We start from the raw sequence: 14,357 nt of genomic DNA, 5'->3' as shown, positions 1-14,357 counted from the left end.
ATGAGTTCAAAACTAAAAAATAAAGTATGCCTGGTTACTGGTGCTACCAGTGGTATGGGCAAGGCTATTGCTCAACGATTCTCTAATGAAGGAGCCAAATTGATTTTAGCAGGAAGGAATAAAGAACGAGGAAACCAATTAGCAAAGGAATTGCAAGATGCCATTTTCTTTGCCGGTGATGTATGTAACCCAAACTACAACGAGCAGCTTATTCAAAGAACCATAGAGGTATTCGGAAAATTGGATATTGTATCCATCAATGCAGGTATTCTAGGCTTGGGTAATATTGTTGACTTATCCCATGAGGACTGGCACAAAACGATAAACACAAACCTCAGTGCTATCTTTTACCTATCTAAACATGCCATACCAGAATTGCAAAAACAAAAAGGAACACTCCTAATAAATGCTTCCATAGCGGCTTACAAAAGTTTTCCTAATCATCCTGCCTATTGCGCTTCTAAAGCAGGTGCTGTAGCTTTAATGAAGCAATTGGCTGTAGAATATGCTCCAGACATTAGAGTAAATGCTATTTGTCCCGGCCCAGTAGACACCCCGTTAATTTGGGAATCTGCCAAGGCATTTGAGAATCCAGACCAAGCAGTTGAAAATGCTAGTAAAGCTACGCTTATGAAACGTTTAGGCACCCCTGAGGATGTTGCAAGCCTAGCGCTATTTCTAGTTTCAGAAGAAGCTACCTGGATTACAGGAACAGCCATGACAATTGACGGAGGAATTTTAAACACTTAGAATGAAACTAAAATTATCCATCATAAAAATTGGCGGTAACGTCATCGAGAACAAAGAAGCACTTACAAAGTTCCTAAGCCTTTTTGCAAATCTCGAGGGACAAAAAATTCTGGTACATGGTGGTGGAAAATTAGCTACACAATTAGCTAAAAAACTAGGCATTGAAGCTAAACTGGTAGGTGGTAGAAGAATTACGGACGCGGAAACTCTTGAGGTAATTACGATGACCTATGCAGGTTTAACCAATAAAAATATCGTGGTTCAATTACAAGCTAACAACTGCAATGCCATTGGATTGAGTGGTGCGGACGGCAATGCGATTCTTGCGCACAAACGACCTGTTACTAAAATCGATTATGGCTTTGCAGGTGATGTTGAAACCGTAAACAATGAACTAATTTCCAAATTATTAAAAAGTGGTTTAACTCCTGTTTTTTGTGCCATGACACATGATGGTAAAGGACAATTATTAAATACCAATGCAGATACTATTGCCGCAGAACTTGCCATAGGTATGAGTGAACACTTTGAAACAACACTATATTACTGTTTTGAAAAGAAAGGGGTTTTAATGAATGTAGAAAATGAAGACTCCGTCGTGCAACATATTACCTCGAATATATATCAAGAATTACTTAAGAATGGAATCATAGCAGATGGAATGCTTCCTAAACTAGAAAACTGCTTTCATGCCCTAACCAACCATGTTAGTAAAGTGTGTATAGGACATCCAACGATGCTAAATTCTAAAGACGAACTATTTACTACAATTACCTTATAAAATGAAACAACAACAGCTTTCGGATAAGGCAATCGAATTGTTAAAACAATTAATTTCGATTCAATCCTTTTCAGGGGAAGAAGACAAGACCGCAGACGCTATCGGGTCGTGGCTTAAAAATTTTGATATTACCTTTGAGCGAATACATAACAACGTATTTGCAAAGAATAAATATTGGGACGATACGAAACCTACCCTATTATTGAATTCTCATCACGATACGGTAAAACCCAATAAGGCCTATACTAGAGATCCTTTTAATCCGGAAATAGAAGATGGCAAATTATACGGCTTGGGCAGCAATGATGCTGGTGGCTGTTTGGTATCGTTACTAGCAACATTTAGCCACTTTTATTCCCTTAAAAACCTTAATCATAATATATTAATGGTGGCCTCCATGGAAGAAGAAAATGCCGGGCCAAATAGTTTACGTGGCTTACTTCCCCAATTACCAAAAATAGACGTAGCAATCGTGGGCGAACCTACGCTGATGCAACTGGCCATTGCCGAAAAAGGTTTGGTAGTCTTTGATGCGGTGGTAAAAGGTACGCCTTCCCATGCGGCACATCCAAACAATAATAACGCTATTTACAACGCCATTGATGTACTCGGTTGGTTCAAAAACTATAAATTCGATAAAAGTTCCGAAGCCTTGGGCGAGGTTAAAATGACGGTCACTCAAATTAATGCAGGCAGTCAGCATAACGTGGTCCCGTCCCAAGTAGAATTGGTTGTAGATGTTCGCGTAAACGATGCCTACAGCAACAAAGAAATTTCAGATTTACTGAAAGCAGTAGCTCCCTGTGAAATTAAAGAACGTGGCCTTAGACTTAATTCTTCTAAAATAGATAAAGATCATCCCTTGGTACAATCGGGCATTGCGCTGGGAAGAACTACGTATGGATCTCCAACCCTTTCGGACCAAGCGGCTTTAACTTGTCAATCGTTGAAACTAGGTCCCGGGGACAGTACCCGTTCCCATTCCGCAGATGAGTATATTTACGTTCAAGAAATAGAGGAAGGTATTGATTTGTATATTAAAATATTAGAGGGATTTTTAAAAAAGACATAAGACGTTAGACTTGAGATATTAGATTTTCAAAAAAATCAGTCTCATTTCTAACATCTAACATCTAACATCAAAACGCATGAAACTCTGGGACAAAGGATTTAGTACGGATAAAAAAATAGACCACTTCACTGTAGGTAATGACCGCGAGCTCGATTTGCATTTAGCCAAATACGATGTTATTGCTTCAAAAGCACATGCCAAAATGTTGGGCAAAATTGGCTTACTTTCCGAAAAGGAAACCAAAGCGCTCGTAAATGAACTAAACAATATCGCTGAAAAAATCGAAAACGGCACGTTTGTTATAGAAAACAACTTTGAGGACATGCATTCCAAAATTGAATTTCAATTAACGCTAGCCTTAGGTGATACCGGGAAAAAAATTCATACCGCTCGCTCTAGAAACGATCAGGTTTTAGTGGCCATGCATCTATATTTAAAAGATGAACTTGCAGAAATCAAGTCAATGACTAAATCCTTGTTCGATTTATTATTAAATCTAGCGGATAAATATAAAAGAATACTCCTGCCAGGGTATACCCATTTACAGATTGCTATGCCATCTTCGTTTGGACTATGGTTCTCGGCTTATGCAGAGAGCTTGATCGATGATCTATATTTTGTTGATGCCGCTTTTAAAGTTGCAGACCAGAATCCACTAGGTAGTGCGGCAGGTTACGGTAGTTCCTTTCCTATTGACCGAAGTTTCACCACCAAGGAAATGGGTTTTGAAACTATGAAATACAATGTAGTGGCAGCCCAAATGGGGAGAGGAAAAGTAGAAAAGGCAACAGCTTTTGGTATGGCGAACATAGCCGCTACACTTTCTAAAATGGCTATGGACATCTGTTTGTACATGAGTCAGAATTTTGACTTTATTTCCTTTCCGGATGAGTTAACTACCGGCTCTAGCATTATGCCGCACAAAAAAAACCCTGATGTTTTTGAACTGGTACGAGGAAAGTGTAACAAACTACAATCCATTCCTAATCAACTCACTATGGTTATTAATAACCTCCCAAGCGGTTACCATCGTGATTTACAGCTAGTAAAAGAAATTATTGTTCCCGCTATACAGGATATGAAAGCTTGTTTGGAGATTATGACCTTTAGCTTAAGAGAAATACAGGTAAACAACGGCATCTTAGAAGACCCGAAATACGACTATCTGTTTAGTGTAGACACTTTAAACGAACTTGTACAAAACGGTATGCCATTTCGCGATGCTTACAAACAAATGGGAAAGGAAATTGACGCGGGAACCTTTACACCTAAACGAAACATTAAACATACGCACGAGGGCAGCTTAGGGAATCTGTGTTTGGAAGAAATCAGGAAAAAGATGCAGTCACTTTAAAATTACTTTTTAAAGATATTTCCTTTCTAGTGGCCACATTAATTTTCCATTTCGTGCTTTATTTGCTTCGTGTACTAATGGGTAAAAATGGCATTATTATTTTTCGAATTTGGGTTTCGATATGCTTTAATGATAGTTGCTTTTCCTCATTATAACCAAGAAAAGTTTAGGTATCCAATCATTACGGTGACCTTATCCCCATTATAATTCTAGAATTTTGGCAAAAAACAGGAATCCCCAGACCTGAATCTATGATTACGATTGGCCTCTTAAAGTTTTATGCATTGTTCAATCACAATTATCAAATAAAATAGAAAAACTATTCTTCATTAGTGGTAATTAAAAAAATATAGCCACTCCAATTCTTCCCACCACCATGGTTCAAATAGTATCAATATCTATTTAATCTATGTTTTTTCGCTGAATACAGTGTAGCCATCCCTTTCCTTTCACCACAACTTTGTAGCTGTTAACCCACTGAATACAGTGAAAATTGTTATGTGTTAAAATATTCCTCATAACAATTCGTTATGGACAAATACCCAAATAATAATGGCTAAAAGACTACTCACCTTATTTATATTACTTTTCAACGTTTGTTTATACGCACAATCCTTTTCTGCTATTTGGACTACCACAAATACAAGTGGTGGATCCTCCGGTATAAATGAAATTACCATACCAACAAACCCAGCCTATACCACTTATAATTATACAGTAGTATGGGGAGATGGAAATACGGATACGGGAGTAACCGGCAACATTACGCATACCTACGCTGCACCAGGTACGTATACCATAGCCATAAGCGGCATTTTTCCAAGTATCTTTTTTAATGAAACGGGTGACCGAAATAAGATTATTGAAATATTAAGCTGGGGAGATATACAATGGCAAACCATGGAAAACGCCTTTTTTGGTTGTGAAAATATCAATTTTGACGCCATTGACGCTCCCGACCTTTCCCAAGTGACTTCGTTAAAAAATATGTTCCGAGAATGTACAGCCTTTAATGGTATAATAAATAATTGGGAGGTAAGCACAATAACTGATATATCCGGAATGTTCGCAGAGGCCGAAATTTTTAACCGGCCACTTGATCTTTGGAATACCATTAACGTTACCGATATGTCCTGGACATTTCATCGGGCTAGACAATTTAATGAACCATTGGATAACTGGAATACAGCATCGGTAAACACTTTGGAATATATCTTTTCCGAAGCAAGTAGTTTTAACCAAAATATTAATAATTGGGATGTGCTTCAAGTCACCAATATGGCTGGCGCATTTAGATATACAAGTAGTTTTGATAGGCCACTGAACAACTGGAGAGTTGACAATGTAACAAATATGTCCAGTATGTTTCAAGGATCCGATTTTAATCTGCCTATAAGCAATTGGCTCGTAGATAACGTTACCAACATGTCCTCTATGTTTAGGGAATCGTTATTTAACCAACCTATTGAGATTTGGAATGTGACTAACGTTACAGACATGTCAGAAATGTTTCACAGACATAGAACCTATAATCACCCGTTAAACGATTGGGACGTTAGTAATGTAACCAATATGGCAAGTATGTTCGATGGTTGGATTTGGGGAGCAATTTACAACCAACCGTTGGACGAGTGGGATGTTAGTAATGTTACTGACATGAGCTATATGTTCAGGGACAACACTGGTTTCAACCAAGATATTAGTGGCTGGGACGTCATTAATGTGACTTCAATGAGGGGGATGTTCGAAAATACGTCTAGTTTCAACCAAGATATTAGCAGTTGGGATGTGGATAACGTAACCAACATGGCCAGTATGTTTCAAGAGGCAGAAGTATTTAATCAACCTTTGGATATATGGAACGTGCTTAACGTTACGAATATGAATAATATGTTCTATCAAGCGCCTGTTTTTAACCAACCATTAAATTCTTGGGATGTAGACAATGTCACTGACATGGCTAACATGTTCCGACAAAACCCGGTATTTGACCAAGTGCTTACAGATTGGAATACGGCGGCCGTAACCAATATGAGTGCCATGTTCCGAAACGCAGATGCCTTTGACCAAAATTTAGAAACATGGAATATTAGCGCTATAACCAATATGACAAATATGTTATCCAATTCGGGGCTTTCGCAAGAAAACTACGACAACGCCTTAATTGGTTGGGCTGCACAAACGGTAAATTCAAATGTTGACCTAGGAGCTACCAACATCAATTATTGTGATGGTAGGATCGCCCGTCAAGAACTTATCGATAATTACAATTGGAACATAACAGGCGATATCATAAACTGCTCCTTTGTACTCTGCACCAACTTGGTCTCTCCAATAAACGGAGACACCAATGTTCCTGCAAGTGCCAACCTTACTTGGGCCCAAACACCGGGTGCGACAGGATATAAAGTTACCGTAAAAGTAACAAGGGGCGGTGTGGAATCCACTCCTTTTGATGCTTATGATATTCCCGGTGGAAACATTGTGGGACTTAACCTAGAAGATTTGTCCGGCAATGATCTATTGCAGGCAGGTGATGAAGTATCCGTGCTTATTGTGCCATACAATACTACCGATGGTGATGCCGTTGGTTGTACCGAAGAAACCTTTACGGTAGTTCCTTCATGGGTAAATAGCCCAGATGCTTTCAAATTAACCTATGACACTACCATTACCGATACGGATACCACGCCAGCCAATCAATTAAAAATAGAAGCGAATACTGGGTATCCAGGTTATCTTACCTACAACTACTCCATTGATTGGGGCGATGATCAGTTCGATAATAATGTAACGGGAGACATTACCCATACCTATCTTGCTCCGGGTACGTATACCGTTTCTATTATTGGCGATTTTCCGGCTCCGTTTCATGACTATTCCAATACCGATAATATAAAACTACTTTCCATAGACCAATGGGGTACCCAAGTATGGCAGTCCATGGAGCGCGCTTTTTACTACTGTGCGAATATGGAATACAATGCGCCCGATCTACCAAATCTTAGTGCCGTGACTTCCATGAGCGGTATGTTCAATAGCTGTCAACTATTTAATGGAGATATAAATGCCTGGGATGTAAGTAACGTACAGAACATGTCTTATATGTTAATAGGTGCAAGGGCATTTAGCCAACCTTTGGACAACTGGGACGTGGGTAATGTAGAAAATATGTCCGGCATGTTCTTAGGTGCGGATGCCTTTAACCAACCTATTGGAAATTGGGACACCAGTAAGGTGCAAAACATGTCCAGGATGTTCGAACAAACAGATATATTTAATCAGTCCCTAAATCTTTGGGACGTTCGGGAAGTTACGACCATGGCTAGTATGTTCAACAGAGCCGAGGTTTTTAATGGTGCCATAGCGGATTGGGAGGTGAACAGGGTTACGGACATGGAAAGCATGTTCGAAAATGCCGAAGCCTTTAATATGCCTATTGGTTCATGGGATGTGGATAATGTTACCAATATGGGTGAAATGTTCAAGGACACAGATAGGTTTAACCAACCCTTGAACAACTGGAACGTAGAAAAAGTAACCAATATGTTTGGCATGTTCGATGGTGCCATAGTTTTTGATCAGCCTCTGGACTTATGGGAAACAGGACTGGTCACCAATATGTCCTCCATGTTTTATAGGGCTTCTGCTTTTAACCAAAACATAAACGATTGGGACGTAACCAATGTTATTAATATGCGGTCCATGTTCAGGAGGGCATCGGTCTTTAACCAACCCCTGAACGAATGGGAGGTAAACTCGGTTGTGAATATGTCCTCAATGTTTGAAAACGCAGAAGCATTCAACCAACCCTTAGATGAATGGGAAGTTAGTGCTGTAGCTACTATGTCTTCAATGTTCGAAAATGCGCTAGTTTTTAACCAACCCTTGAATGGTTGGGATGTTTCCTCAGTTACCTTAATGTCTTCCATGTTTGAGGGGGCCACAGTATTTAATGGTGAAATAGGGAATTGGAACGTAGCCTCCGTAACCAATATGGAAGCCATGTTTAAAGCTGCCACAGCATTTGATCAGTCTATTGAAAATTGGGATACCGGAGAGGTTCTCACTATGGCAGAAATGTTTAATGGCGCAACAGTGTTTAATCAACCCATTGACACTTGGAATACCTCTTTTGTAACTACGATGCAGGGTATGTTTGAAGATGCAATAGGCTTTGATCAGCCTCTAAGCTCCTGGAACGTGGCCTCTGTAACCACTATGGAGAACATGTTTAGAAATGCTACTACGTTCAACCAAGACATAAATTCATGGAATGTTAGAGGCGTTTTTTCTATGGAGGAAATGTTCAGTGGTGCAAGTACCTTCAACCAAAGTGTAAACAACTGGCGAGTATCCGGAGTAGATACCATGGAAGCGATGTTCGAAAACGCCACAGCCTATAACCAATCTATGAATCAGTGGAATTTGGGAACGGTAAATATGAACTCCACATTTAACAATGCAACTGCATTTAACCAGTATCTGGGCAATTGGAATATTGAAGGCGTAAGCGAAATGGACAACATGCTAGACAATACGGCATTGACCAGGGAAAATTATGACAATACGCTAATTGCTTGGGCAGAACAGACCTTGACAAGTGGTCTTTCATTGGGTGCGGCAGGCTTACTTTATTGTGATGCCTTGGAAGAACGCCAGTCTATAATAGATACCTATGGCTGGACTGTTACTAATGATGTGTTGGATTGTCCGGTTCCGGAATGTACACAACTGACCTCTCCGTTAAACGGCGATATAGACCAACCGTTAAATACCAACCTCAACTGGGAACCGGTACTTTTTGCAAGGGGATATCGACTTACAGTTGGAACAACAGCTGGTGGAAACGACATTGTAAACAACGAAACAGTAAACGGTACCTCCTACGAATTCATAAACGAGTTTAATACAGGTGATGTTGTATATGTAACCCTAATCCCTTTTAATGACACTGGAGATGCCGTGGGGCCGTGTACAGAAGAAAGTTTTGAGATATTAGGTATTGCTGCTACCATTCCAGATTGCACATCACTTACCGAACCCTTAAACAACGCAACCGATGTAAGTATTGGCACAGACTTAAGTTGGAATCCTATTTCCAATGCAGATGGATATAGATTGACAGTAGGAACAAGCGTAGGCGGAGTAGAAATTGTAGACAACCAAAATGTGGGTAATAATACGACCTATGACCTACCAAACAACCTACCAGAGAATACAGATATTTTCGTTACCATTACTCCTTATAACGAGGTGGGCGATGCAAATACATGTAGCTCAGAAAGCTTTAGAACAGAAACCATTCCTGTTCCACCTGTATGTACAAGCTTATCTAGTCCGTTAAACGGGACGACCGGAGTACCTGTGGATACAGATATTACGTGGAACGCTGTAGATGGTGCAACGGGCTATCTTGTTGTTGTTGGTATTACACAAGGTGGAATTGAAGTCGCAAACAACATAGACGTTGGAAACGATACAGTATACAGTTTTATAGACGACCTTCAACAAAACAGAACGCATTATGTTACCATTATCCCATACAATGATGTTGGAGATGCTATGGGCTGCACAGAGGAGAATTTTAGAACCGGGGATAGTAGTTTAACCGACCCGCCCGCCTGTACTGGCCTCAGTATGCCACTGGCAAATGCTACCAGTGTTGCCTTGAACACGGATATCACGTGGAATACAGCAGCCAATGCTACAGGTTATACTGTTACCGTTGGAACCAGCTCGGGTGCAAACAATTTATATTCTGGTGATGTGGGGAACTTGACTACTTTGGATTTAACGGATAATCTACCGGAAAACACCGAAATATTCGTAACCATAACGCCTTATAGCACTTTTGGTAGTGCTACCGGTTGTACGGAAGAACGTTTTACCACGGAAACCCTTACCACCATACCGGATTGTACCACCTTATCAAACCCATTGAACGGGGCAACCAATATCTCGGTAGAAACTGATATCAATTGGAACGTGTCGGCGACAGCAGAAGGATATTTTCTATCCATTGGAACTACTGCGGGCGGAACGGATATCCTAGATAACAGTGACGTTGGGGATGTAACCAATTATGTCCCTATTAATGACCTGCCCATGTCTTCCGAAATTTTTGTGACAATTACGCCTTACAATGATGCGGGTAACGCCACTGGATGCACCATGCAATCTTTTTCAACTGTATTTGAAATTCCTGAATGTACAACTATTGATAGTCCAGCTGATGCAACAGTGAATATAGCGGTATCTACTTCTATTAATTGGAGTGCGGTTGCCAATTCTGACGGTTATTTGCTTACTGTAGGAACCTCCTCTGGAGGCAGCGATATTGTAGACAACCTTGATGTAGCAAACACGTTGACCTACGACTTTCCAAATGATTTACCAGAAGGAACCGAGATTTTTGTGACCCTCACCCCTTACAATCAGACCGGCAGTGCAACAGGTTGTACCGAAGTTAGTTTTACCACCGAGATGATTCAAAGTATTCCCGAATGTACTCGCTTAAGTACTGAGCTTACCAATGCTATTACGGTTGCTGTTTCCTCAGATTTAACATGGGATGCCATCTCCAACGCTACCGGTTACTTCCTCTTAGTAGGGACTACCCCTGGAGGAAATGATATTCTAGACAACTTTGATGTAGGTAATGAAACAACATACGACCTACCTGCTAATCTGCCTTTTGAACAAGAAATATTTGTAACCATCACGCCATATAACGCACTTGGTAACGCCACAAGCTGCTCAGAAGAAAGCTTTAGCACACCTGGAGAATCTACACCGCCCGCATGTACCAATTTGCTTACGCCAGTAAATATGGATATTGATGTACCGGTAAATACCGTCCTAAGCTGGAACGCAATTGCAGATGCGACAGGGTATCAACTAACCGTAGGTACCGGTGCGGGCTTTACAGATATTCTAGATAGCCAAGATATTGGAAATCTTACGACTTTTAACCTGCCAAACGACCTTCCTGAAACTACAGAGATTTTTGTATCCGTAGTTCCCTATAATGCGAACGGAACGGCAACAGGATGTATGGAAGAAAGTTTTATCACCGAAACCTTGGTTTCCCAACCTGAACTTCCTTCTTGCACAAGCATCAATTTGCCTATGGACGGCGACACTAATGTTCCAGTAAACACATCCCTAAGATGGAATGCGGTAGGGAATGTAGACGGCTACATTTTAAATATTGGTACTAGCGATGGAGGAACAGATATTATCGATGGTTTAAATGTTGGTCTAACCACATCCTATGAACTAACTGATGATTTGCCCTCTGAAACAGAAATATTTGTAAGTATAATTCCATATAACGGGACGCTACAAGCCGAGAATTGTACTTCACAGTCATTTTTTACTATATCCGAAGAACCAGAGGAGGAAGAAGACCTTACTCAATATGGCTTTTCTCCCAATGGCGACGGAATCAATGATTTTTGGACCATCGACGGTATCGAAGCCAGTCCGGAAAATACTGTAACCATCTATAACAGATGGGGAGATATGGTATTTCAAGTACAGGGCTACGATAACAGGGCAAACGCCTTTGACGGAACTGCAAATGAAAAAACAAAAATGGGTGCCAACGAACTCCCTAGTGGAACCTACTTCTTCAATATTGAAGTTACGGGAGAACATAACCTTAAGAAGCTACAGGGCTACCTTGTAATAAAGCGATAATATAATGAAGCAACTCAAAACTCTTGTCGCTTTTATAGCGTTGGGCATACTTGTGCAATGTATCCCCCAAAACCTTAATGCGCAGCAGACACCAACCTTTGGGGAGTACAACTTTAATCCCTATCTGATCAACGGAGCCTATGCAGGTTTGGCGCCCAGTACGGAAGTTACTTTGAACAACTCGGGCTTTTTCAATAATATAGAAGGCAGTCCAAGAAGTTTTGCTCTTAGTCTCCATAGCCCATTTAACCGCGGTAAGGTTGGGCTTGGTGCAGGATTTATCCGTGACGAAATCGGGGTAACGACCTCCACCAGTGCCTTTGCTACTTATTCCTATAAGATTTTTTTTGACACTAAGAGCAACCGACCTTATTGGCAAATATATACGCCAAACTCGCTTTCCTTTTCTATATCTCCAGGTGTGCAGCAATACCAGGACAATTTGTTGGAACTTGGTATCGTAGGTGATCCCAATTTTTCATCAAATATAGATGCTACCATCCCAACGGTTGGTGTGGGTATATTATTGAACCTCGCTAATTTTTATGTGGGACTATCGGCCCCCAACGTTTTAGGGGATGCTTTGGCGACCAACGACCAGAATCTCAATCTTTCCAGTCCGTTTTATGGCTACTTAGGTTACCGGTTCTTTTCTAGCCAGTTCGAAGAAATTATGATAAAGCCAAGTGTACTACTAAAACAAGAAAACGGAGCTCCTATACAGATAGATACCAACCTATCGTTTAGCTATAAGAACAAGTTCGAACTGGGCACGGGGTATCGCTCCAATTCTTCAATAAACCTATTGGCCGGTGTTTATCTATTAAAAAACATCAGGGCGGTATACAACTACAATCTTACCTTTACCGATTCGCCACTGGGAAACACACACGGCATTATTGTGAGTTATCTTTTTGGAGATGGGTATTCGAGGGATTAAAATTTAAGTATCAGGTTCAAAACTGCTCTTCGCTTTCTGATGTGCATCATTTACTACGAACTTGAAACTATAGAAACTTGTTAAGGTGATATGCGTTAATAACTAAATGGCTAAATTAGATACGTAAATCTAATATAGCCACATGAAGCCAAATTTCATTATAACATTATTTTTTCTAATGGTCGCTTTTTCAGGACCGAGTACAATGAAAGCTCAGGATGCCTACCAAAGAAACCTCTCGGCAAATGTAAAAGCGTACGTTTTTGCGCTTCACTTAAACGATTCGGACAACCAAATAAAAGGAGAAACGGAAGTTTTAGTAGATTTTACGGGTTCTAGTCCAAGCTTTACTTTGGATCTGGTAGGCAAAATAGGTGCTTTTGGTATGAAGGTTGACAAAGTGCTGGAAGGAGAACGCATCGTAGATTTTACACATGTGGACAACAAGCTCAAAATAGTCCCGACTTCATCGACACCACAGTCCAAAACCTTTAAAATATATTATCACGGTGTGCCAGAGCGTGGTCTTGTAATAGACACCACAAAATTTGGACAGCGTTCCTTTTTTGGGGACAATTGGCCCAATTTGGCACGACATTGGTTGCCTTCCGTAGACCACCCGTACGACAAGGCCGTAATTGAATTCCAAATTACCGCTCCCGAACATTATGACGTTGTAGCCACCGGTGAAAAAATAGAAGAAAGCAATCTGGGCAAGGGATTTAAGTTGACTATTTACAAGGAACCCGCACCGGTTGCAATGAAAGTGGTTACTATTGGTGTCACCAAATTTGCCAGCAAAGCTTTAGATCCTGTTTACAATATTCCAGTTTCTGCTTGGGTCTATCCGGAGAACCGACTGGAAGGTTTTCATGATTACGCCGTGGCTTCCAAAGTGCTAAAATATTTTATTGATGCCGTTGGCCCCTATTCCTATACTAAATTGGCCAATATGCAGGCCAAGACCCAATGGGGCGGACTGGAAAACGCAGGTAATATCGCTTATTTTGAAAATTCCGTTACCGGTAAAAACGAGGTGGAAGGTTTAATTGCCCATGAGGTAGCCCACCAATGGTTCGGTAATTCTGCAAGCGAAAACGACTGGAACCATGTATGGCTAAGCGAAGGTTTCGCAACCTATTTTGCCATTCTGTACCAAGAATCCGTATATGGAGATTCAAAGCGAAAAGAGGAACTGCTTTTGGACAAGGCCCAGATAATCGAATATTATCAAAAAAATCCCGCTCCTATCGTTGACCTTAGTATACGGGACCCCTTAAAAGTATTGAGCACCAACACCTATCAAAAAGGCGGCTGGGTATTAAATATGTTACGACATAAACTCGGGGACACCATATTTTGGAATGGTATACGCACCTACTACAAGACTTATCAAAATTCCAATGCCATGACCAAAGATTTCCAAACTAGTATGGAAACCGTTTCAGGCCAAGATCTGGAATCCTTTTTTAAACAATGGATTTTCACCAAAGGGTATCCGGAGATCAAGTGGCAATGGAAGTACTCCAATGGAATTGTACGGATTTCAATAGACCAAACACAAGAGCAGCATGTATTTACGTTTCCTTTGGAAATCGCTATCAAAAAAGGTAAAGAGACTCGTAAGGAAACACTACAAATCACAAAATCATCCCAAGAATTCAAAATTCAATCAGATTTAAAACCTGAAACTATACAGCTAGACCCAGATGTATGGTTATTATTTGAAGCACAAGAGTTTTAAGTTGTAGGTCTG

At 40.5% G+C, this 14,357-nt stretch carries 7 protein-coding genes; all 7 read left to right on the top strand.

The window, feature by feature from the left end; all coding sequences use genetic code 11:
- The 7 genes from MS6x_RS12500 to MS6x_RS12470 all read left to right on the top strand — a co-directional run bounded on the left by MS6x_RS12500 (position 1) and on the right by MS6x_RS12470 (position 14,345).
- The gene (locus tag MS6x_RS12500; protein WP_482602528.1) at positions 1 to 750 is read left to right on the top strand and encodes an SDR family NAD(P)-dependent oxidoreductase; all 750 of its coding nucleotides are present in this window, start codon (positions 1 to 3) and stop codon (positions 748 to 750) included.
- Position 751: 1 nt separating this feature from the next.
- Positions 752 to 1,531 (top strand): acetylglutamate kinase, encoded by a 780-nt coding sequence (gene argB / locus MS6x_RS12495; RefSeq protein WP_482602526.1) that lies wholly within the window; start codon positions 752 to 754, stop codon positions 1,529 to 1,531.
- 1 nt (position 1,532) lies between these two features.
- Entirely contained in the window at positions 1,533 to 2,603 is a 1,071-nt protein-coding gene (locus tag MS6x_RS12490; RefSeq protein WP_482602524.1) for a M20 family metallo-hydrolase, read from the top strand.
- 76 nt (positions 2,604 to 2,679) lie between these two features.
- A complete protein-coding gene (gene argH / locus MS6x_RS12485) occupies positions 2,680 to 3,957 on the top strand; it encodes an argininosuccinate lyase (RefSeq protein ID WP_482602522.1) in 1,278 nt (425 codons plus the stop codon).
- Positions 3,958 to 4,509: 552 nt separating this feature from the next.
- Entirely contained in the window at positions 4,510 to 11,661 is a 7,152-nt protein-coding gene (locus tag MS6x_RS12480; RefSeq protein WP_482602520.1) for a BspA family leucine-rich repeat surface protein, read from the top strand.
- Between the two features lie 4 nt (positions 11,662 to 11,665).
- Positions 11,666 to 12,601 (top strand): PorP/SprF family type IX secretion system membrane protein, encoded by a 936-nt coding sequence (locus MS6x_RS12475; protein ID WP_482602518.1) that lies wholly within the window; start codon positions 11,666 to 11,668, stop codon positions 12,599 to 12,601.
- 142 nt (positions 12,602 to 12,743) lie between these two features.
- Positions 12,744 to 14,345 (top strand): M1 family metallopeptidase, encoded by a 1,602-nt coding sequence (locus MS6x_RS12470; protein ID WP_482602516.1) that lies wholly within the window; start codon positions 12,744 to 12,746, stop codon positions 14,343 to 14,345.
- Positions 14,346 to 14,357 lie beyond the last annotated feature (12 nt).

It is taken from the genome of Maribacter sp. MS6, assembly GCF_056839185.1.
Note: the sequence above shows the minus strand (reverse complement) of the source record. Positions and strands in the feature narration are given on the sequence as shown.